The organism is Alcaligenes sp. GW821-FHT11D07 (genome assembly GCF_058808495.1).
Window position 1 is genome coordinate 447,670 of sequence record NZ_JBXART010000002.1, and the last position, 21,906, is coordinate 469,575.

18 protein-coding genes and 6 tRNA genes are annotated in these 21,906 nt (G+C 55.3%); 5 read left to right on the forward strand and 19 right to left on the reverse strand.

All coding sequences use genetic code 11. The annotated features are described in order from the left end of the window. Nucleotides 1-52: 52 nt before the first annotated feature. From AC1RSM_RS10670 to bioB, 3 genes are all read right to left on the reverse strand, one after another. Nucleotides 53-1,072: a BMP family protein gene (locus AC1RSM_RS10670; RefSeq protein ID WP_492932306.1), complete on the reverse strand. Its 1,020-nt coding sequence runs from the start codon at nt 1,070-1,072 to the stop codon at nt 53-55. A gap of 170 nt (nt 1,073-1,242) precedes the next feature. Then, a complete protein-coding gene (locus tag AC1RSM_RS10675; protein ID WP_492932308.1) occupies nt 1,243-2,094 on the reverse strand; it encodes an EamA family transporter in 852 nt (283 codons plus the stop codon). A 1-nt stretch (nt 2,095) separates the two neighbouring features. Further along, a complete protein-coding gene (gene bioB / locus AC1RSM_RS10680; RefSeq protein ID WP_492932310.1) occupies nt 2,096-3,112 on the reverse strand; it encodes a biotin synthase BioB in 1,017 nt (338 codons plus the stop codon). A 290-nt stretch (nt 3,113-3,402) separates the two neighbouring features. On the opposite strand from bioB, the gene AC1RSM_RS10685 reads away from it, so the two are divergent. Continuing rightward, nucleotides 3,403-3,825 carry an acyl-CoA thioesterase gene (locus AC1RSM_RS10685; RefSeq protein ID WP_492932312.1) on the forward strand — a complete coding sequence of 141 codons (423 nt, stop codon included), beginning with the start codon at nt 3,403-3,405 and terminating at the stop codon, nt 3,823-3,825. Here the strand turns inward: AC1RSM_RS10685 and AC1RSM_RS10690 are convergent. The 10 genes from AC1RSM_RS10690 to AC1RSM_RS10735 form a co-directional block, all read right to left on the reverse strand. Next, complete coding sequence (locus tag AC1RSM_RS10690; protein ID WP_492932314.1) at nt 3,802-4,284, reverse strand: DUF3293 domain-containing protein; 483 nt, start codon at nt 4,282-4,284, stop codon at nt 3,802-3,804. The two genes, AC1RSM_RS10685 and AC1RSM_RS10690, sit on opposite strands and share 24 nt — an antisense overlap. 182 nt (nt 4,285-4,466) lie before the next feature. Next, complete coding sequence (locus AC1RSM_RS10695) at nt 4,467-7,538, reverse strand: efflux RND transporter permease subunit (RefSeq protein ID WP_492932316.1); 3,072 nt, start codon at nt 7,536-7,538, stop codon at nt 4,467-4,469. Continuing rightward, complete coding sequence (locus AC1RSM_RS10700; protein WP_492932318.1) at nt 7,535-8,620, reverse strand: efflux RND transporter periplasmic adaptor subunit; 1,086 nt, start codon at nt 8,618-8,620, stop codon at nt 7,535-7,537. Before AC1RSM_RS10700 ends, AC1RSM_RS10695 begins: the two co-directional genes overlap by 4 nt. Before the next feature lie 54 nt (nt 8,621-8,674). Then, nucleotides 8,675-9,286 carry a TetR/AcrR family transcriptional regulator gene (locus AC1RSM_RS10705; RefSeq protein ID WP_492932320.1) on the reverse strand — a complete coding sequence of 204 codons (612 nt, stop codon included), beginning with the start codon at nt 9,284-9,286 and terminating at the stop codon, nt 8,675-8,677. Between the two features lie 264 nt (nt 9,287-9,550). Next, a tRNA-Asp gene (locus AC1RSM_RS10710) sits at nt 9,551-9,627 on the reverse strand. Between the two features lie 24 nt (nt 9,628-9,651). Then, nucleotides 9,652-9,727: transfer RNA gene (locus tag AC1RSM_RS10715), tRNA-Glu, on the reverse strand. Nucleotides 9,728-9,753: 26 nt separating this feature from the next. Beyond that, nucleotides 9,754-9,829 (reverse strand) — tRNA-Ala (locus AC1RSM_RS10720). 126 nt (nt 9,830-9,955) lie between these two features. Beyond that, nucleotides 9,956-10,032, reverse strand: a tRNA-Asp gene (locus AC1RSM_RS10725). 24 nt (nt 10,033-10,056) lie between these two features. Then, nucleotides 10,057-10,132: transfer RNA gene (locus tag AC1RSM_RS10730), tRNA-Glu, on the reverse strand. A gap of 26 nt (nt 10,133-10,158) precedes the next feature. Further along, a tRNA-Ala gene (locus AC1RSM_RS10735) sits at nt 10,159-10,234 on the reverse strand. On the opposite strand from AC1RSM_RS10735, the gene AC1RSM_RS10740 reads away from it, so the two are divergent. Then, entirely contained in the window at nt 10,202-10,417 is a 216-nt protein-coding gene (locus AC1RSM_RS10740; RefSeq protein WP_492932321.1) for a hypothetical protein, read from the forward strand. The two genes, AC1RSM_RS10735 and AC1RSM_RS10740, sit on opposite strands and share 33 nt — an antisense overlap. 349 nt (nt 10,418-10,766) lie before the next feature. Next, nucleotides 10,767-13,646, forward strand: coding sequence for an EAL domain-containing protein (locus AC1RSM_RS10745; RefSeq protein WP_492932323.1), 2,880 nt, complete (start codon nt 10,767-10,769; stop codon nt 13,644-13,646). Between the two features lie 21 nt (nt 13,647-13,667). Here the strand turns inward: AC1RSM_RS10745 and lnt are convergent, their stop codons facing one another. The 5 genes from lnt to miaB all read right to left on the reverse strand — a co-directional run bounded on the left by lnt (nt 13,668) and on the right by miaB (nt 19,173). Then, complete coding sequence (lnt, locus tag AC1RSM_RS10750; protein WP_492932324.1) at nt 13,668-15,290, reverse strand: apolipoprotein N-acyltransferase; 1,623 nt, start codon at nt 15,288-15,290, stop codon at nt 13,668-13,670. After that, nucleotides 15,277-16,158, reverse strand: a complete 882-nt coding sequence (locus tag AC1RSM_RS10755) for a CorC family transporter (RefSeq protein WP_492932326.1) — start codon at nt 16,156-16,158, stop codon at nt 15,277-15,279. Before AC1RSM_RS10755 ends, lnt begins: the two co-directional genes overlap by 14 nt. 148 nt (nt 16,159-16,306) lie before the next feature. After that, nucleotides 16,307-16,783 carry an rRNA maturation RNase YbeY gene (gene ybeY, locus AC1RSM_RS10760; protein WP_492932328.1) on the reverse strand — a complete coding sequence of 159 codons (477 nt, stop codon included), beginning with the start codon at nt 16,781-16,783 and terminating at the stop codon, nt 16,307-16,309. Further along, complete coding sequence (locus tag AC1RSM_RS10765) at nt 16,776-17,771, reverse strand: PhoH family protein (RefSeq protein WP_492932330.1); 996 nt, start codon at nt 17,769-17,771, stop codon at nt 16,776-16,778. The genes ybeY and AC1RSM_RS10765 overlap by 8 nt, the downstream gene beginning before the upstream one ends. Nucleotide 17,772: 1 nt before the next feature. After that, complete coding sequence (gene miaB / locus AC1RSM_RS10770; protein ID WP_492932331.1) at nt 17,773-19,173, reverse strand: tRNA (N6-isopentenyl adenosine(37)-C2)-methylthiotransferase MiaB; 1,401 nt, start codon at nt 19,171-19,173, stop codon at nt 17,773-17,775. A 263-nt stretch (nt 19,174-19,436) separates the two neighbouring features. Between miaB and AC1RSM_RS10775 the strand changes: the two genes are divergently transcribed. Both AC1RSM_RS10775 and map read left to right on the forward strand, forming a co-directional pair. Continuing rightward, nucleotides 19,437-19,658 carry a ParD-like family protein gene (locus tag AC1RSM_RS10775; protein WP_492932333.1) on the forward strand — a complete coding sequence of 74 codons (222 nt, stop codon included), beginning with the start codon at nt 19,437-19,439 and terminating at the stop codon, nt 19,656-19,658. Then, complete coding sequence (map, locus tag AC1RSM_RS10780) at nt 19,655-20,422, forward strand: type I methionyl aminopeptidase (RefSeq protein ID WP_492932335.1); 768 nt, start codon at nt 19,655-19,657, stop codon at nt 20,420-20,422. The genes AC1RSM_RS10775 and map overlap by 4 nt, the downstream gene beginning before the upstream one ends. 528 nt (nt 20,423-20,950) lie before the next feature. On the opposite strand, the gene secF is transcribed toward map, so the two are convergent. Further along, the gene (gene secF, locus AC1RSM_RS10785) at nt 20,951-21,889 is read right to left on the reverse strand and encodes a protein translocase subunit SecF (RefSeq protein ID WP_492932337.1); all 939 of its coding nucleotides are present in this window, start codon (nt 21,887-21,889) and stop codon (nt 20,951-20,953) included. Nucleotides 21,890-21,906 lie beyond the last annotated feature (17 nt).

A 21,906-nucleotide genomic window follows, 5' to 3' on the forward strand; every position in this document is an offset into this window, starting at 1 on the left:
TGCCTATAAAAAAACCAGGCCCTGCCTGGTTTTTTTTGTTTCTGCTCAGCTATTAAATCTGGAATTCAGGCCCGCTGAACTCCGCTTCAACGTGGATCTTGCCCGCCAGGATATCTTGTTGCAGCGAGGCAATGCGTTGACGCACTGTATCTGGCGTGTCGGCAGCCATGATCAGGCGCACGGCGTCGGGCTGCTGAAGCCCAACTTTGAAGATCTTGCCGGATTCAAATTTGTTGTCGCTCAGGTCTTTGCAGGCCTCAAAGACACCAATGCCCACATCGGCCCAAGCCGAGCCAATAAACACATCCGGTTCGCGGGCCACCCAGTCGATTACATTCCCAATTTCTTTGATGCCCAGCTCGCGGCAGGCTTGTGTGGTGCCACTGCGCCCCTTGTTCAGCATGGTATAGATGATGTCGGCACCGGCCTTGGCTTGTGCCTGGGTCACGCGTGCGGCCAGGGCAATATCATCCTGATTGCCAGAGAAGTTGGTCAGCAATTTGACATCAGGATTGGCGTATTTGACGCCAGCGGCATAGGAGGCACGGGCACGCAAGCCCGGAGGGACGCGAATACCGGACTGGTGAGCCACGACGCCGGTCTTGGTCATCAAGGCAGCATAGGCGCCTGCTAGCCAGGCGGATTCCTCCTGTTGCACGTCATAGCTGCTCAGATTGCTGGCGGTAACCGCGCCTTGAGTGATGACAAAACGGACATCCGGAAACTCTTTGGCAACAGCCAGGGCGGCGTCAGTGTTCTGCCCGCCATGAGCGATCAGCAAGCTGGGCTTGTATTTGGTCGCCAGCTCGCGCAGAGCCACGATCTGGGCCTGTGTCTCGTTAGCGACCTTGTCCATGTAATGGCCTGTGATCGGCAACTGATCCTGAGCTTTTTTGAAGCCTTGGTAGCCCGCTTGCATGAAGCCGTTGTCATCAATATGGCCACAAAATAAAGCAGCAACCACGGGTTTATTGGCGGCCAGAGCACTACGGCTGAGCCAAGGGGCAGCCAGGGCGCCCACCCCCGCCGAGGCGGCGGCGAGCAGTAAGTGACGACGGGTGAATCCAGTCATGAGTTTGTCTCCTGTGTAGTTTCCAACGTTATGCGTTGGTAAAAAGTTTTTTTCTAATCTACAGGAGATAAAAAGGCTCGGCGCCCTTAAGTTTTAAATTTCAAATATATGATTTGGCTTATATGTAGATGCAGGTGTTGCTCGGGGGGGGCAATCAGCAAAGCGCTGAATTAGCGGGGGATCAGGGCCACGATGGCGCCAATGGCCAGAGCGACACCCAGCATATTGAGGGCACTGAGCTTTTCTTTGAAAAAACCGGCGCCGATGATGGCTCCCAGGGCGATGACCCCAATGTTCATGGCGGAAAACACCAAAGTGGGGTTTTCCGGGAAGATCTGATGGGAGCGGATATAAAAGAAAATATTCCCAAAGTTCAGCGAACCCAATACCAGACCGGCCAATAAGCTGCCACGATGCCAGACCGTGCGTTTGGCCAGCAGCCAGCAGAGCATCAACACGCCTGCCAGCGAGAAAGACACCACCAGACTGCTGGAGAAGGCGGCCCCGGCTTTGGACAACTGCTTGAACATAATGTCGATCACGCCATAGCCTAACCACACGGCCAGCAGCATCAGGGCAGGGCGGCTAGAGCCGGAGTCCTGGCTGGCCGTTTGGCGGGGCCGCATCAGCAGGCACAGCAAGGCCGTCAGGGCCAGACCAATGCCCAGCAGTTTCTGCCCCCCCAACTGTTCGCCAAACAAGGCAAACGCAGCCAGCAAAGGAATGAACAAGGATAGGCGTTGCGCGGCATCGCTCAGCACAATCCCGGCCTGGCGCACGGCCGCAGCCATGAACAGGAAGACGCTAGGTAGCAAGACGCCCAAGGCGATCAGAATCCACCAGGGTGTAGCAGGATTGAGCAATCTGCTGGGGTGAGGCTGCAGCAGGACCAGGCTAAGGGTAACGGCGACTGCGTAGTTCACCATAATCGCCTGACCCACATCGATCTGACGCTGGCGAGCGACTTTAAGCAGGATGGAAACGGCAACGCTGCACAGAATGCTGGCGAACAGGGTGATCATTTTAGAGGGCCTCGACCATCGCGCGGGGGCGGGTTTGATCCAAAGAAAGGGGCGGCTCGGACAGCGTGGTTTTAGCCGCCTGTAATTGCAGGCGGGCAAACAGATTCTGGTCAGCCACGAACTGCGGGTTGCCGGTCGTTAGCAATTGCTCGCCATAGAAAATGGAGTTGGCACCCGCCATAAAACACAGGGCCTGGGTGCTGTCGTCCATGGTTTCACGGCCAGCGGACAGACGCACTGCACTGGTGGGCATCAGAATACGGGCGATGGCAATGGTGCGCACAAACTCGAAGGGGTCCAGATCCTCTACCTGATCCAAGGGGGTGCCCGGCACTTTAACCAATTGGTTGATGGGTACGGATTCCGGGTAAGGGCGCATATTGGCCAATTGAGCCAGCAGGCCGGCACGTTCACGCCGACTTTCACCCATGCCAATAATGCCGCCGCAACAACTATTCAAGCCTGCGGCACGCACGCGCTCCAGCGTATCCAAACGGTCCTGGTAGGTACGAGTGCTGATGATCTGGCCGTAGAACTCGGGGGAGGTGTCCAGATTGTGGTTGTAGTAGTCCAGTCCCGCTTCTTTCAGGCGCTCGGCCTGGCCGTCCTTGAGCATCCCTAAGGTTACACAGGTTTCCAGGCCCATGGACTTCACGGCGCTGACCATATCAATAACTTGGTCCAGCTGTTTTTCCGTGGGTGAGCGCCAGGCAGCACCCATGCAAAAACGCTGGGCACCTTGCGCCTGTGCAGCACGAGCCGCCTCCAGCACTTGTTCCAGAGGCATCAAGGGCTCAGGTTCCAGCTCAGTCTGATATTTGGAAGACTGAGGGCAGTAGGAGCAGTCCTCGGGACAGGCCCCCGTCTTGATGGACAGCAGGCTGGAGAGCTGGATTTGATTGGCAGGGTGGTGCTGTCTATGTACGGTCTGCGCTTGGAACAGCAGATCCATGAAAGGCAGTTCGTAAAGCTCAGTAATGCGACGGATCGTCCAGGGTGCAGCAGTATTTACAGACATGGCAGGCTACCTTAATCAGTGACGCGGCTATGCTAGGTTTTCTGTCCAAGAAAGACGACAACCGCACTTAAAAGTGCGCCGTTATTTTCCGCTGATAGCACCCATTTTTTGTGTTTTTTGCCTGTAGTTGTCCTTAACTTCACCTAATTGATTGCATTGTTGGTGATGCAAATTGTTTCAAGATCAGTGTTTGCTAAATGTTTCAAAGTCTGGTTTTGTGCCTGATTATCGTGGTTTCCTGCTTTTTAGGTCGGGTTAAACTGGGCGGCAATTTTGCGAAAAGGATTGTTATGCACGTGTTTGAGCGCCGCATCACCGTTGAGTGGGGTGATTGTGATGAAGCCGGGATTGTGTTCTATCCCAACTACTTTTATTGGTTTGATTGCACCTACCAGGCTTGGTTGCGGCAGGTGGGTTTAAGCCAGCGCATTTTGCGGCAGGAATACGATGCAGTAACGCCTTTGGTAGACGTGGGGGCCAACTTTCGTGCCCCTGTCAGCTATGACCGTGAAATCCGCGTTTGCGTGCAGGTCGCCCAATGGCTGGAGCGCCGCTTCAAGCTGGAATACCAAGTCTTCAATACAGATAGCGTACTGGTAGCAACCGGCCACGAGTGGCGCGCCTGGGCGCATGTCTTGCCAGAAGGCAGGCTTAAGGGGGCGGCAATAGCGGATGGTTTTAGGCAGCGCCTAGAAGGTCGCACGGCGGTCTGAATCCGCCGGAACCGAGGCCGGCAAGCGCTGCTGCACCTGATGCAACTGGGGCTTGCCATTGAGCGGGATATAAACAAACGCCAGCTGTTTGAATAGGCGTGCTTGCCAGCGTGCCTGTTGCAGGCTGATATCCAGAACCAGCAAACTGGGCTCGTCCGGCCATCGGCCTGCTGGGTCCAGATTGACGGCAGGCCACCAGCGTAAATTCATCTTTTGTAAGTCGCGCAGCAGGCTCTCTTGAACTGCGTCGTTAAAAGCCCGGCTACAAATTTGTGCCCCTGGATTGCAGGCTGTCAGAATGGCTGCCCCTTGGCTCTTTTCTTGTTCCAGCAGCGTGTTGAGCGGGCGGTTGACGTGGCCGATGCGCACATCGATGTCGCCCTTGGGGCTGTGGACACGGTAGATTGCCTTCTCGAAAGCGTGAGACAGGGCGGCGGGCAGGTCTTTTTTGGTAGACATAATGCTATCTTGCGTCGTTCTGATCTCTGGACCCACAAGACTAGCAGTGGGATGCATGGTTTTCTGTCACTGGCCCCCAAGCTCAAAGTACCCGCTTTTTTGGGTAGCACGCAGGCGCTAGGCCTGCGTGGCGTGGGGGTTTGGTTCAGGCCATGCATCCATTATTTACACAGTTTCAGCCCTCAAGCAAGTGATGCCTCGCGTGGATCTTGAATCCGGTTCCAGATCGCATACAGGCTGGGCAGGAATAACAGGGTCAAGATGGTGCCAATTGCCGTGCCACCAATCAGGGTCAGGGCCATGGATCCCCAGAACACGGAAAAGGACAAGGGGATAAAGGCCAGGACGGCTGCTAGCGCGGTCAAAATTACCGGGCGGGCACGTTGGACGGTGGCCTCAATGACGGCATCGTAGGGGGAGGCTCCTTCAGCCCGGTTGGTCTTGATCTGCTCGATCAGGATCAGGGTGTTACGCATCAAAATCCCTGCCAGACCAATCAAGCCCAGAATGGCCGTAAAGCCAAAAGGCTGCTGGAAGATCAGCAAGGCTGGCACGCTGCCAATCAATCCCAAGGGGGCAGTCAGAAATACCATGATCATGGACGAGAGCGAGCGTACCTGAATCACGATCACCAGCAGCATCAAGGCAATCATGACGGGGAATACAGGCAGCAGCGCATCGTTGGACTTCTTAGCTTCGGCAGTAATCCCGCTCATCTCGATCAGATAGCCGGGCGGCAAGGATTCTTTCAGCGAAGAAAATTCCTTCATGACACGGTTTGCGACTTCGGCTGGTTGTACGTGCGGGGCAATATCTCCGCGTACCGTCATGGTGGGCAAGCGATTGCGGCGGGCCAGTTTAGGGGGCTCTTGAATAATCTCCAGCTTGCCCACTTGATCCAAAGGCAGGTTTTGGCCCTGCTCATTCATCACCGTCAGGCCGGATAGGCGCATGGGGTCATGACGGTTACTGGCTGAACTGCGCGCTACCACCAGCACATTGCGCAGGTCTTCGCGGTATTCCGCTACCGTCGTGCCGTCCAGTTGAAGCTGAATTTGTTCGGCCAGACTTTGGCGATTCAACCCCAGTGCTTGCAGACGTTGGGGGTCTACATCCAGTTTCAGCACTGGCACGCGAGAACCCCAGTCCACGTTGACCTGACGCATATCCTTGTCGGCCCGCATGATGCTCATGGCTTGCTCGGAAATTTGCCGCAAGGTGTCCAGATCCGGACCCCGCACCAGAAACTCCACCGGATATTTGGTGGAAGGGCCAAAGACCAGTTGTGTGGCGCGGACACGGGCTTCAGGTGTCAGGCCGTCTGCCACCACTTGGCGAAAGCGTTGCAGCAACTCATCTCTGTCGTGCTGGTCGGCCGTCAGCACGACCAGACGGGCAAAGGAGGGGTCGGGCAGCTCCGGGTTATAGGACAGGAAAAAGCGCGGTGCGCCTTGTCCTGCATAGCTTGTGACCAAGCGCGTTTCAGGCTGTTCACGCAGCCAGCTTTCCACTTTGCGAGTCACCACCTGGGTTGACTCTATGCCGCTGCCTTCAGGCAACTGGACTTCTACCAATAGCTCGGGCCGGTCAGACGTGGGGAAAAACTGCTGTTTAACAAAGCCCATGCCGACACCCGCGAACACCAGGGCAATGACCACAATGCCTGTCACCAGGAATTTGTGGTGGACCGACCAGGCAATCATGCGACGCAGGCGCATGTAATTGGGGGTGTCATAGATGGCCTGATGGCCACCGGGGCGAGCGGGAATATTGGGCAGCAGCTTCACACCCATATAGGGCGTGAAGGCCACGGCAACCAGCCAGGAGGTCAGCAGGGCGGCGGCCAGAATCCAGAAGATATTGCCTGCATATTCGCCGGCAGAGGAACGGGCAAAACCGACTGGCAGAAAGCCGATGATGGTAACCAGGGTGCCTGACAGCATGGGCGCCGCCGTGTGGTTCCAGGCATAGGCAGCGGCCTTCAGGCGGTCCATGCCTTCTTCCATTTTCACGATCATGATCTCGATCGCAATAATGGCGTCATCCACCAGCAGACCCAGCGAAATAATCAAGGCACCCAGGGTGACCCGGTCAAATACCTTGCCGGTCATCATCATGATGACAAACACCATGGCCAGTGTCAGGGGGACGGCTGCGGCCACCACAATACCGACGCGCCAGCCCATGCTGACCAGACATACCAGCAGCACGACGCTTAAGGCTGCAAAAAACTTGAACATGAATTCGCCTACGGCCGAAGCGATGTTCACGGACTGGTTGGTGACGGTATCCAGCGAGAAGCCCAGCGGCAAGGCGGCGGCGATGTCCTCACGGGCTTTCTCCAGATCCTTGCCCAGGTACAGACCGTTATAGCCTTCCTGCATCACCACATCGAGCAGCATGGCGAACTGCGCATTATGGTGGATCTCAAAGCTGGGCGGGTCCTCGTAGCCGCGACTGATGCTGGCAATATCACCCAGGCGCAGGGTGTGACCCTGCACGTAAATGTAGGTATTGCTGATGGCGTCCAGATCGTCCAGCCCTGCGCTGATGCGCAGATGAATCCGTGGGCCGTCTGTATTGATGGCCCCGCTAGCGGTCATGGCGCTGCGTTTGGACAGGGCCTCCAGAATCTGCTGGGGATTGAGTTGCAGATTGTGCAGCTTGGCTTCGTCCAGATCAACAAAGATGCGTTCGCTTTGTTCACCCAGAATATTGACCTTTTTGACGCCGGGCACTTGCAGCAACTGGCTGCGTACTTTTTCAGCTTCGCGGGTTAAGAGGCGGGGCGGCAGGCCGGGTGCCTGGAGGGCAAACAGGCCAAAGGACACGTCCGAGTATTCATCATTCACAAATGGCCCCTGCACGCCCTTGGGCAGCCGTGGGGCCTGGTCTTGCAGCTTTTTACGTAATTGATAGAACTCGCTTTGTACCTCGGCAGGAGGCATGGAGTCTTTCAAGGTCACCACCATCAGGGCGGTGCCTGGGCGGGTGACGGTTTCTACCTTGTCAAACCAGCGCAGTTCCTGCATGCGCTTTTCCATGGGCTCGGCCACCAGTTCCTGCATTTCCTGGGCAGTGGCACCGGGCCACATGGCGGTCACCGTCAGGACTTTTACCGTAAAGGCCGGGTCCTCGGCACGCCCCAGCTTGATAAAGGAATAGATGCCTGATGCCGCCAGGGCGATGATCAGAAACAGCGTGATGGCACGCTCGCGCACCGCCAGCGCAGAGAGGTTAAAGCGGCCTGTCATTCGGAGGCCTCGCGCGTTTCAGGGCGAATTTCTTGTCCTTCATGCAAGAGGTTGGCTCCCAGTGCCACGATGGGAGTGCCAGCTTCGGGGCCGTCGGACAGATAGGCGTGTTCTTGAGCCAGTTTGGCGATAGTCACTGGCTTCCAATGCACGGTTTTTTGATCCTCGATGACCCAAACGCCCGGGCCCTGGCCAGCATCGTAAAGAGCGGTCAGCGGAACTTGATTCAGGGTATTGGCGTCGGGTGGGGACAAATGCACGATGGCGCTGGAGCCTAGGCGAGCTGTCAGATTTTCATCTTCGAAGGCAAAGCGAGCCTGGTAACTGCGGGTGGCTGGATCAGAGGACTGGGCCAGCTCGCGTAACTGGGCTGCCGCGCTTTTCTGTGAGTCGGTCAATTCAATGGTGGCGCGTGTTCCCAAGGGGATGTCCCATTGTTCAGGCAGGCTGACAATTACATCGCGGGGGCCGTCCTGAGCTAACTGCAGCACGGCTTGGCCGGGGCTGACTACTTGTCCCACATCGGCCAGCTGAGCGGTAATGATGCCGCTGGCCTCGGCTTTGAGCGTGCTGTACTGGTCAGCATTGTGGGCAATCTCGGCCTGTGCCTGCGCGGACTTGAGATTCGCCTGGGCGCTGCGCAAGGCTTGTCTGCTTTGCTCGTGGGCTTGGCGGGAAACGCCGCCTTGATCGACCAGGAGGGACAATCGCTTGTAGTCCGACTGAGCCTGTTCCGCCTGGGCTTGAGCTGACTGTACAGCGGCCAGACGTGCCCGGTGATCCAGTTGCAGGTCTTTAGGGTCCAGCGTCATCAAGAGCTGGCCTTTTTCTACATGCTCCCCGTTTTGTACCTTGCGCGTATCAATCTTGCCCCCTACCCGGAAGGCGAGCGGGCTCTCTACCCGTGCACTAACCAGTCCCAAAAAGCGTCGTTGTTGATCGGCTTTGGGCTGGATCACGCTTTGTATGACTAAAGGTGGCTGGGTGCGAGGATCTGACTCCTGCGTTTGCTGACTGCACCCCATCAGTATTAGGGCGGCGGACAAACTCAAGGCAGGGCTAAGGTAGCGAAAACGAGCCATGCAGGACTCCGGGTAAGTAAATATATGGTTGAACTGTAACTTCAGCGCAGATCTTCAGGGCATCAGGCTACGCAAAACCAATTGCGTCACCAACTGCAAACTTTGGCGGGTTTTCTCGGGCGGGTGCATCTCCAGCAGAACCGGATGCAGGCAGGGCGTTAAAGCCAGCAAAATCCCATGGGCAACATCATCTACCGGGGTGCGGCGTTCGAAGTCACCGCTTTCCCGGCCAGCGCGCAAGAGCACCGTGATTTGTACCAGCAGGTCCTGTCTGTGTTGATCCACCGTTGACCAGTCATTTTGCAAGGCTTCAATCACGACCTCTTGCATACGGCCTTCCTGCAGGAACAGCTCCAGGCTTAGTGTGCAGGCGGTTTCAATGAATTGGCGCAGACGCTCGATGGGTGGCAGATCGCTCTCGACCAGTTCTTGCAATTGCATATGCATGCCTTTCAGAATCGAATGGCAGATTGCTTGGCCTATGGCTTGCTTGGAATCGAAAAAACGATACAGATACGCGCTGGATACGCCTATAGCTTTGGCCAGGCTAGCGACCGACGTCTTGCGGTATCCATACAGCCGAAAATGGGTATTGGCCTGCGCAATGATTTGTTCACGGCGATGATGCTCGGTCGGACCGCGCTGGCCTATGGTGCTGGCTGGCATAAAAGTTGAATATTGAAGTAACGATAACGCAATACATTAACTTCCTTGCCGTTCGGGGGCAAGAGAATTGAGCGTCTAGTCGGGAAAATAGCTAGCTTGGGTGCCCGGTAGGCCAGGGCAGAAGGCTTGCGAGGGGAATTGAAAGCTAGAGGAAGGCAGTGGAGCCTGGAGGCTTCATCTGTGATAGCTCTGGTTTTGATTATTTTATGAGCTGGAATGAAAAAAGCCTGACAGATCGGAATCTATCAGGCTTTTTGAATCTTTTGGCGGAGCGGACGGGACTCGAACCCGCGACCCCCGGCGTGACAGGCCGGTATTCTAACCAACTGAACTACCGCTCCGCAGCGGTTGCCAAGCAAAAGCTTTGGCGTCCCCTAGGGGATTCGAACCCCTGTACCCACCGTGAAAGGGTGGTGTCCTAGGCCTCTAGACGAAGGGGACAGGACTTTACAACTAAATCGTCGTTTTGGTGGAGGTAAGCGGGATCGAACCGCTGACCTCTTGCATGCCATGCAAGCGCTCTCCCAGCTGAGCTATACCCCCATTTTTCATTACTTCGTATTTTGACTGCGTCAAAACACCAAAGTGCTGAAATAAGTGTCAGGCTTGACGAGGCTTGCCACTTCAAACTGCTAAAAACCAGTTAAACACTGATTCTTTAAAATCTTTTGGCGGAGCGGACGGGACTCGAACCCGCGACCCCCGGCGTGACAGGCCGGTATTCTAACCAACTGAACTACCGCTCCGCAGCGGTTGCCAAGCAAAAGCTTTGGCGTCCCCTAGGGGATTCGAACCCCTGTACCCACCGTGAAAGGGTGGTGTCCTAGGCCTCTAGACGAAGGGGACAGGACTTACAACTAATCTTCGTTTTTTGGTGGAGGTAAGCGGGATCGAACCGCTGACCTCTTGCATGCCATGCAAGCGCTCTCCCAGCTGAGCTATACCCCCATTTCGGTGTTCTTTTTTGTTGACCACCAACGAAGAATTGAGATTATGAAGGCGTTTTTAAGTTTGCGCAAGTGTTTTAAGCAAGAAATGCAAAATAATGCGAAAAAAGTCGTACTGAGCTTTCCGGGTAGTGGGGTGGCCACGCTGCTGGCAGCCCTGTCACCGGTAGCTAAGCGCCTCTGAAACAGTACGGCAGAGTACGTATAGGCGCATGTATCTTTTTGTTTTATACGGACTTTTGTTTCTTCTTTGTGTCACAAAGTTTCACTTTTTCCTTAAGGAAACGTGATGATTCCAAGTGCTTCCGTCGTTTTTTTGTACTCTATAAAACGGCCTCATTCTTCTCTTAGGCGCACAAACTCAGGGTTTATGTGAAATTTGCGCTGTCCCGTAATCTAATGATGGTATGCTTCCTTGAGTAACAATTCACCTGCAATAATTACGTTTTGTAGGCCATTCCTTAGCCTGCATTTTTTTGTTTATTGGCGCTATGTCAGCAAAGCAGTGCATATCATCACCTCTGCCTGTTCCAGTGGATGCACAAAGACGAATCAGTTTAGGTGCTTTGCTGATCTGGGTGCTTGTGGCCTGGCTGTTGCTGATCTCGGCAACGGTTACTGTCATTTACAAGCAAAACCAGGCAGAAATTCGACTGCAAGCCAGTAGCGGCTTGCTGCGTCAGCTGTCTGATATCAGCTATTCGATGGCTTTGGCCGCCCCCTCCAGCTCCACTCCCACCCGTTTGCGCCAATTGGATCAGCAGTTCCAAGGCGTCGTGCAGTTACTCAACGATGGCGGCATGGTCGATGGTGTGATGCTCACGCCCCTGGAAAAACCCTTGCTGGGGCTGGTTGCTCAATTAAGTAATGAGTGGCAGCGGCGCTTGATGCGCCTGGATTTTCCCGCCAGCTCTGAGCAAGTCCTGTTGCCTGCCGCTAGCTTGAATGCGGAAGACTCCCTGTTTCGACACAATACTCAGCAGCTACTGGATGCCTTTGACGCCAAGCGCGAGGGGATTCGGGCACAGCACAGGTGGACTGTTTTCATCATGCTGGGGCTGGATCTGATTGCCTTGTGCCTGTCTTACTTGATGTTCCGCGCCTGGGCTGCCGACCCTTTGCGACAGTTGACCGCTCAGGCCAACGCGTTTTTTGGCGGGAATTTCCGCGCCAAAAGCACCAGTTCCGGGACCAGTGAGACCCGCTACCTGTCCCAGATTTTGAATTACTGCGGCTTGCAGATTCAACAGCGCGATGCACAGCTTTCTATTCAGCAACGCAATTTGTCGCAGCTTAATGCCATATGCCGTAGTTTGAGCCACAACCCTTTACTGGGAGTTTATTTATCCCGAGACGGCCGTTTCGATTTTGTTAACAAAAAGCTGGCTGAAACATTGGGATATAGCCGTGCGCAATTGCGGCAGGATTTAACGGTAGATCAAGTATTTTTGCAGCCGCGATTTCCTTCTTTGACTCAAGTGGTGCGGGATTCGCGTTCTGGCGGTAATAGTTTGCGTTATGAAACGCGGGCATTGCGTCACGATGGAAAATCCATCGATGTGGAAATTTGTGCGATCCCCATTCAGATGAATGGGCGCACCGCCACGGTTTCTGTGGTGCAGGACATCACCACACGAGTGCGCAATGAAGTAACGGGCCGTTTGGCGGCGGTGGTGTATGAAAACACCTGCGAAGCCATCGTGGTAACGGACCGCTTCGGTCATGTGGTGGATGCAAACCCGGCATTTAGCCGCATTACGGGCTATGAGTTGGACGAAGTTCGTGGTCGCACCCTGTCCGTTCTTAATTCTGGCCGTCAGGATCACGAGTTTTATCGCAAGATGTGGCGTGAAATTTCCGAGACCGGGCGTTGGCAAGGGGATATCTGGAATCGCCGTAAAAATGGTGAAGACTTTGCCGAGCGCTTGACCATCAGCACTGCCTGGAATCCGGACGGTACGGTGTACCGCCATATTGGTTTGTTCACCGACATTACCAGCCATAAAAAACGCGAAGCGCAAATGTGGAAGCAGGCGCACTACGATCATCTGACGGGCCTGCCTAATCGCCAGATGTTTCAGGACCGCTTGCAGCAGGCACGTGAGCAGTCCCGTCGCACCGGCTTGCCCTTTGCACTGATTTTCATGGACCTGGATTTCTTCAAAGATGTGAACGACTCTTTGGGGCATGAGAAAGGTGATGTGCTGCTGCAGGAAGTGGCTCAGCGCTTGCAGCGTTGTGTCCGGGTAACGGATACCGTGGCCCGCATCGGCGGAGACGAATTCACGGTGATTCTGTCCGATATCAGCGATACCTCGATTGTGGAGCGCACCTGCCGCTGCCTGCTGGACACAATTGAAGAGCCTTTCCAACTGGGCAAGAATTCGGTATCCGTCTCTGCCAGCGTGGGTATTACCTTGTTCCCCGAAGATGGCGACGACGCCGGGCAACTGCTTAAGAATGCAGATATGGCCATGTACGCCGCCAAAGCCTGCGGCCGCAATCAATATTGTCGTTTCCTGCCTGCCATGAGCGAAGCTGTCGAAGCGCGTCTGCGCTTCTCTCAGGACTTGCAGCAAGCCTTGAGCGAAAAACAGTTCCAGCTCTATTACCAGCCTATTGTGGATTTGCGTACCGGACGGGTGACCCGTGCCGAGGCTTTGATACGTTGGGAACATCCGCAGCTGGGTCTGGTGCCTCCTTCGGAGTTCATTCCGTTTTCCGAGGACTCCGGCCTGATCGTCTTGATTGGTGAGTGGGTGTTCGAGACAGCTGCTCAAGCGGCAATGATGTTGCGGCAGGAGTTGGACCCCAGTTTCAGAGTCAGCCTGAACGTGTCACCGGCGCAGTTCAAATTGAATGGCTCCTGCGCACGCGAATGGGTGGAGTACTTGCAGGAGCAAGGCATCCCAGGTGATGCCTTGGTGGTGGAGATTACAGAGCGTTTGCTCTTGGACGATCAGGGGCAGGCCTTGCAGCAATTGCGTTCTTTGCGTGAGTACGGCATGAGCGTGGCTCTGGACGATTTTGGTACTGGCTATTCGTCTCTCTCCCACCTGAAACGCTTTTCCATCAATGTGCTCAAGATCGATCAGTGCTATATCCGTAATCTGGCCTTGAGCAGTGAAGATCTGGTGCTGACGCAAGCCATGATTGTGATGGCGCAAAAGCTGGGTTTACGCGTGGTGGCTGAAGGGGTTACCAGCCATGAGCAACTGGATTTGCTGAACAATGCGGGCTGCGACTTCATGCAAGGCTATCTGTGTTCTACACCGATACCTGCCGACCAGTTTGTGGATTGGTGCAAGGCCTGGAATCGGGATCAAGCGGAAGGCTTTGCCGATCAATTGCAGCCTAGCGCAGCACCAATGCTGGCAGCGGGGTCTGTTCAGGCAAACCCCGCCACTTTTTAAGTTGGGATAGGACGCCAGTCTCTAGTCTGGACGGCGTGAACGCCAAGCAAAGACCAGCAGGATCAGACCGGCCCAGATCAAGAAAGGCCAGTTGCCGTAGCGAACGTAAGGCGTCAAACCGGTCGTTCCTTGCACTTCCACATCCAGCACGCCGGGCGTTAATGCCGGCAAAACGGCGCGGATACGGCCACGCGGATCAATCGCTGCTGTCATTCCCGTATTGGTGGCGCGCAACATGGGACGCCCCGTCTCCAAAGCCCGCATCCGCGAGATTTGCAGGTGTTGGCTCAAAGCCCAGGAGTCCCCAAACCAGCCCAGATTGCTGATATTGAGCAGCAAGGTGGCGCCTTCCTGATCGGGGCTGCCTTTTACGGCCTGAATGATTTCTTCACCAAATACGTCTTCGTAGCAGATATTGGGCGCAATACGCCCTTCTGCCATCTGGAAGGGGGCTTGCGGCAAAGCGCCACGATGAAAATCACCCAGCGGGATATTCATCATGTCGACAAACCACTGAAAGCCTGTGGGAATAAATTCGCCAAATGGCACTAGGTGGTGTTTGTCGTAATAGCTGGCCGTGCTGTTAATAATGTCTTGTGGCTGTGTGTCCGGGCTGATCAGCAAGGCGCTGTTTGTGTAGCTCAGTTTGCCGCCCACCGTGCCACGATCCATCGGAACGCCTAGTACCAGATCAGCTTCATGGCGCTGAGCCAAGTCTGTCCAGCGCTCCCAGAAGCTGGTTTCCAGTCGGTTTTGCAAGACAGGAATGACCGTTTCGGGCAAAACAATCAAGCGGGGTGCGTCTTCTGGCGTTTTGGCTGGCAGGTTGGCCAGCTCAAAATAACGCTCAATGCCTTCGGCCATATTAGGGCCAAATTTGGCGCTTTGATCCACATTGCCTTGTACCAAGCGGGCGATAAAAGGCGCGCCGTGCGCTTGAACCCAGGCAATGTGCGGCAGGCTAATTCCGATCAGGCCAAAAACCAAGGCGATACCAATGCCAACGGCGCTGGAGGGGCTTTGGTTTTTGTCTTTAGAGGCTGCAAATTGGGCGATTACAGCCGCACTAAAGGCCGACAGCCAAGCCAGACCGTACACGCCAATAACGGGTGCCCAGCCGGTAAACATGCCTTCGGCGTGTGCGTAACCGATATTGAGCCAAGGGAAGCCCGTCAGCAGGTTGCCACGTAGCCATTCACTAAGCGCCCAGCAACTAGCCCAACCCGCAGACAATAACAATCGGGGTAGCCAGGAATCACTTTCGTGCTTGGGGCGCAGTTTCTGCCAAACAGCCGAGGCCAGAGCAGGAAACAAAGCCAGCGCACCTGCCAGCAGCAAGACACCCAGAGCAGCCATCCAGGACGGCATGCCCCCATATTGGTGCATGCTGATGTACAGCCAATAAATCCCTACCCCAAAGTGACCCAGACCAAACAGATAGCTACGCCCAAAGGCTTGCCGCACAGACCGGGAAGCCATGATTTGCGAGCAGGCAATGGCCAGCAAGGTGATTTGGTAAAAGGGGAGAACCCAGGATGGCAGAGGGCCAATGGAGAACGACAGGGCATGCAAGCCTCCCAGGGCAAGCAGTAAAGCGACGCTCAGCGCCTGGGGAAAGGGTTTTCTGGAATCAGGATTGTTCAAGATTGGGCTCGGCGGGGGTAGCTCGCTGAACGTGCAACCAAAGTGCTCGTTTGGCGTCAGCACGGACAACCGTGATGCTGATGCCATCGAGTTGGGCCACATCGCCCCGGCGAGGGATATGCCCCAGTTCGGATGCCAGCCAACCGCCTACCGTGTCAAAGTCGTCGTTAGGCAAATTGGTCTGGAACTCTTCGTTGAAGGTGGGGATCTCGGTCAGAGCCATTACTCGCCAGCTGTCAGGGCCAGCCTGGAAAATGGTCTGCTCGGCGTCTTCATCGTATTCGTCTTCGATGTCGCCCACGATTTGTTCCAGCACGTCTTCCATCGTCACCAGACCGGCTGTCCCACCGTGTTCATCAATGACGACCGCAATGTGATTGCGGCTGCCACGGAACTCGTGCAGCAAGACGTTCAGGCGCTTGGTCTCGGGGATGAAGACAGCAGGGCGAATCAGCGGGCGCAAATCCAGTGTCGGATTGGCAATCGAGAGCAGCAAGTCCTTGGCCAGCAAAATACCGATGATATTGTCGCGCTCCGTCTCGTAGATCGGAAAGCGGCTATGCCCGGTTTCAATAATGATGGGCAGCATCTCGGTCAAGGGCTTGGCGATATCCAGCATATCGATTTTGGATCGCGGCACCATGATATCGGCGACGGTTTTGCTGGCCATATCCAGCGTTCCGGCGATCATGGACAGAGATTCGTCGTCGATAAGTTTGCGAGCGTGGGCCGCAACCAAGACAGACTTAAGGTCTTCTCGATCTTCGGGTTCGTGACGCCGATTAAAAAAAGCACTTAAGCGAGAGATGGGGTTGTTTGAGCTGGCCTTAGAAGGGCGGGGCTCAGGGTCGGTAGCAGAGTCTGACATTGTCCGAAGGACGAGTTAAGGGAGAGTCAAGCATAACCGAAAAATGCTGATAAGGTATGTACCAGTCAAGATCCGGAATGAGCGAAAGGGTAAGAAGAATAAAAGCATTCTGGCTTGCTCGTTTTACTAGCAAGCCAGCTTTGGCGTCCTAGCGTTCCTGATAAGGATCGGGAATGCGCAGGCTGGCCAACACCGCCGTTTCCAGCGCCTCCATATCCTGGGCTTCGTCCTCTTCAAGGTGGTCGTAGCCCAAAGAATGCAGACAGCCATGCACCACCAGATGCGCGGCATGATGCAAAAAAGGCTTGTCCTGTTCCTTGGCCTCGCGTTCCAGCACAGGCAGGCACAGCACGATATCACCGTGGACGACACCGTCTTCATCCTGGCCGTACTCAAAGGTCAGCACGTTCGTGGCGTAGTCCTTTTCCCTGTAGCTCAGGTTCAGGCTTTGGCCTTCGTCGGCATCCACAATGCGCAAAGTGGCGGCCAAGGCGGTGAAGCGGTCTTCGGGGTGAATACGTTCAACGGCCATATCAATGGTGCGTTGCATCCAGCGGCGAATGCGCGAGCGGCTTAGCTCGGGGCAGTCAGTGGCGTACTGGACGCTTAAAGACAGATCAGGCATCAGCAGCTCGCTCGTAAGCGTCCACAATGCGCGCGACCAGAGGGTGGCGCACCACATCGCGGCTGCTGAAACGCGAGCAGGAAATACCCTGCACGTTTTCCAGCACTTTGATGGCATGGTTCAAGCCGCTGCCTTGCCCTTTGGGTAGGTCCACCTGAGTAGGGTCGCCTGTAATCACGGCTTTGCTGCCAAACCCGATACGGGTCAGAAACATTTTCATCTGTTCCGGCGTCGTGTTCTGCGCCTCATCCAGAATCACAAAAGCATGATTCAGCGTACGCCCACGCATATAGGCCAGCGGCGCGATTTCAATGATTTGCTTCTCAAACAGGCGCTGCACCTTTTCCACACCCATCAGGTCGTACAAAGCGTCGTAGAGCGGGCGCAGATAAGGATCAACTTTTTGGGCCAGATCGCCGGGTAAAAAGCCCAGCCGTTCACCGGCCTCAACAGCAGGTCGGGTCAGAATCAAGCGTTGAACAGACTCGCGCTCCAGAGCATCAATGGCGCAGGCGACAGCCAACCAGGTTTTACCGGTACCGGCTGGGCCTATGCCAAAGTTGATGTCGTGATTCAGGATACTGCGCAGGTATTCACGCTGACCGGGTGTGCGGGGGCGTAAATCGCGCTTGGCCGTACGCAGCGTAATTTCTTCTTGATCGACGGGGGGCAGCTCGGGCAGGGGGGCTGCTTTTTTCTCTTTTTCATGGCTGCGGCTGGCACCCAGCTCCACCAGACCCAATTGAATATCGTCGATATTCAGGGCCCGGTGCACTGCACGGGAGTGAAACCAGTCAAGAGCCTTGGCGGCCTCGTCCGCGCGCTCGCCTTCAATCGAGACATGACTGCCACGCCGACGCAAGGTGACGTTATAGGCGATGGCAATCTGTTTGATGTTCTCGTCCAAAGGGCCGCACAGGTTGGCCAGATGGGTATTGTCCCCGTCCAGGCGCAGGGCTGTGGGCATGCGGCGGCGTTGGCTACTCATATCAGGCTCCTGCAACCCGGTCATGGGTCACTATTTCACCGCGCAAAGTATTGGTCAGCACCTGGGTAACGTGCACGTCAACGATTTGCCCGATCAAGCGGTGGTCACCGGGGAAGTTGATGATACGGTTATTTTCGGTACGGCCTTTCAATTCCGTGTCGTCTTTACGCGATGTTCCTTCAACCAGAATGCGTTGCACGCTGCCCACCATGGCTTGGCTGATGGCCTGGGCCTGTTCATTGACCAGGGCTTGCAAGCGATGCAGGCGGTCCAGCTTCTCTTCTTTGGTGGAGTTGTCTTCCAGGTCAGCAGCGGGAGTACCAGGACGACGGGAGTACACAAAAGAGAAAGACTGGTCGAAATTCACATCGCGGATCAGCTTCAGTGTTTTCTGGAAATCCTCTTCGGTTTCACCTGGAAAGCCGACGATAAAGTCCGAAGACAGCACGATATCCGGGCGGGCCTCGCGCAGGCGACGCACAATGGATTTGAACTCCAGCGAAGTGTAGCCACGTTTCATTGCAGCCAGAATACGGTCGCTGCCGGCTTGCACGGGCAGGTGCAAAAAGGGCACTAGCTTAGGCAGATTGCCATGGGCCGCGATCAGGCGCGAGGTCATTTCCTTGGGGTGCGAGGTGGTGTAGCGAATGCGCTCGATGCCGGGAATCTCGTGTACGTATTCCAGCAGCATGGCAAAGTCCGCAATTTCACCGGCAACCTCGGTGGGGCCACGGTAGGCGTTCACGTTCTGGCCCAGCAGCGTGACTTCGCGCACTCCTTGGTCGGCCAGGTCAGCTACTTCCATCAGCACGTCGTCAAACGGACGCGACACTTCTGGGCCACGGGTATAGGGCACGACACAGAAACTGCAGTACTTGCTGCAGCCTTCCATGATGGACACAAACGCGGAGTAGCCTTCAACGCGTGCCGGGGGCAGGGCGTCGAACTTTTCGATTTCAGGAAAGCTGATATCCACTTGCGAGCGGCCGCTATTGCGGCGCTTGACGATCAGTTCAGGCAGGCGGTGCAGGGTCTGTGGTCCAAACACGACATCCACATAAGGAGCACGACGAATGATGGTGTCGCCTTCCTGGCTGGCTACGCAGCCGCCCACACCAATCACCAGGTCGGGATTGAGCGCTTTCAAGTGCTGTACACGACCCAGGTCCGAGAACACTTTTTCTTGCGCCTTTTCGCGCACCGAACAGGTGTTGAACAGGATGATGTCGGCTTCTTCGGGGTTGCTCGTCAACTCTATGGGGCGGTCCTGGTTCAGGATATCGGCCATTTTTTCGGAGTCGTACTCATTCATCTGACAGCCAAATGTGCGGATGAAGAGCTTGCGGGCAGGCTTGGCGGCAGTATCCGCGCTGGCGGGAGTGATTTGTGTGGTGTCGGTCATATGAGGCGCCGTGACGGGTGTATATCCCGCGGGCTATTGAAATGGTGAATCGAGCATTATAGCGCCGCCCTCAGACAGAGCCACAAAAAGTGCCGAGGGATCTGCTGAAGCTGTTGCCCGCAAGCCGTCTTTGATCCACGTTCCTTTTCGATGATGGACAGCCTCTGAGCTCAAAATGCAGCTGGGCCGGGTGCTGATTTTTTTCTTGTTTCAGCTTTCCGAAAAATATATGATCCATATACGAATCATATAAAGGTAGTGAAATGGGTATTGTGAATATTGATGATCAACTGCATGACCAGTTACGCAAGGCGAGCACGGTCTCCTGCCGTTCCATCAATGCGCAGGCGGCTTTCTGGATACGCATGGGCATGTTGTGCGAAATGAACCCCACCTTAAGTTTTAACGACATCGTTGCCCGTGAGCTACGCGCGGCAGGTTTGGGAGAGCCAGCGTTGCCGATTGTTCAGCTGGAGTCTGCATGATCAAAACGGCGGACGAAATCGCCTTGATGGCTGAGTCGGGACGACTGTTGGCACAGGTATTTACACATCTGGATCAGTTGCACTTGATTGGTATGTCCACCATGCAGGTGAATGATCTGGTCGAGCGTTTTATTGTGCAGGACTTGCAGGCTAGACCTGCCAGCAAAGGGCAGTACGGCTATGCCTATGTCTTGAATTCGTCACCCAACCAAGTGGTGTGCCATGGCATGCCTTCGGACACCGATATCTTGAAAGACGGCGATATCGTGAATTTTGATATCACGCTGGAAAAGAATGGCTATATCGCGGACTCCAGCAAGACCTACCTGTTGGGAGATGTGGCCCCAGCTGGCCGCAAGTTGGTGAAGACTTGCTACCAGGCTATGTGGAAAGGGATACAAGCCGTGCGCCCAGGGGCGACGCTAGGAGATATAGGTTTTGCGATTTCCCAGCATGCTCGGAAAAACGGCTATTCGGTGGTGCGTGAATATAGCGGGCACGGTATAGGGCGGGAAATGCACGAAGCGCCGGAAGTGCTGCACTGGGGTACGCCGCGTACAGGCTTAAGGTTGAAAGAGGGCATGGTGTTCACAATTGAACCCATGCTGAATCAGAAGGGCCACGCAGTACAGACGGGCAAGGATGGTTGGACAGTGAGAACCTGCGATGGCGGTTTGTCGGCTCAGTTTGAACATACGGTGGCGGTGACGGATAGCGGGGTCAGGGTATTGACCTTGAGGCCGGATGAGGTCGTGCTGCAATAGCAAGTTAAGCACTACATGCGATGCTGCGTGTTGCTGTGTTGCTGCTGAATTGATATAGAACTTGCTCAACTGAACTTGGCACAGAAATACGGGATTTGTTCGGTCAGCCGGTGATCGGCTTTAAAGATGTGCTGCTGAGCCGGCTATAGAGACTGGTGGCAAGACGTTCTTGTTTTCTTGAGGGGGCCGTAGCAGGTCGGAAGGCGGGTCAGGGCTTACGCCGCGGGCAGAGCACTGGGGCGGGATACAAGGGGCGTGCTGTTTGAGGAGCACGCTTGCGGTTTGTCCGGGGGACAAATCGCGCTCCGAGTTCACGACCCGCCCGCAGCAGTGTTCTGACTAGGGCACCCGTGCGTAGCGCGGGCGAAAGACCAGCCCACCGACCTGCTACGGCCCCCTCAAGAAAATTGATATCTGCTTCCCCATAGCCCCGAACAGACACCTGCCTTGTATCGTGAGACTACGCAAAGCAATAAAAAAGCCCGGCATCAAAACCGGGCTTTTTTGCGAGCAGCTTCAGAAGACCGCTTAGCCTTCTACTACTTCGCTGCCTTCGTCTTTCTTGATCGGCTTGACCAGATCTTCACGCTTCACACCCAGCCACATGGAGATGGCGGCGGCCACGAAAACGGAGGAGTAAATACCGAACCAGATACCGATGGTCAGTGCCAGCGAGAAGTTGTGCAGTGTTGGGCCACCGAAGAAGAAAATCGACAGCACCATCATCTGAGTCGAGCCGTGGGTGATGATGGTACGCGAGATGTTCTGGGTGATGGACAGGTCAATAATGTCCGACACCGACATTTTGCGCTGCTTGCGGAAGTTCTCGCGGATACGATCCATGACCACCACGGATTCGTTCACTGAGTAACCCAGTACGGCCAGCACCCCTGCCAGAACCGACAAAGAGAACTCCCACTGGAAGAACGCGAAAAAGCCCAGAATAATTACCACGTCGTGCAAGTTGGCGATCGCGCAAGCCAGCGCCAGCTTCCATTCGAAGCGAAAACCCAGGTACAGCACGATGCCCGCGACCACGAAGGCCAGGGCCATCAAGCCGTTATGTAGCAACTCCTGCCCCACCTGCGGGCCAACAAACTCCACGCGGCGCAGTTCTACGTCCGAATGTTGCTGTTTAAGTGCTTGCAGTACTTGCTCGCTTTGTTGGGTAGAGTCCTGACCGTCCAGCACCGGCAGACGGATCATGATGTCCTGCGAGGTCCCGAAGTTCTGTACCTGAAAGTCGGTATAGCCCAGGGATTGGACCGAGCCGCGCACATCTTCGACCTGCACGGTTTGCTGGTAGTGCACTTCCATGACTGTGCCACCGGTAAATTCGATGGACAGGTGAAAGCCGCGCACAATAATGAAAACGACCGCTGCGACAAAAGTGAGCAGACTGATCAGGTTCAGCACCAATGCATGGCGCATGAACGGGATGGTGCGGTGAATACGAAAAAATTCCATGATGCTTTATGCCTGTA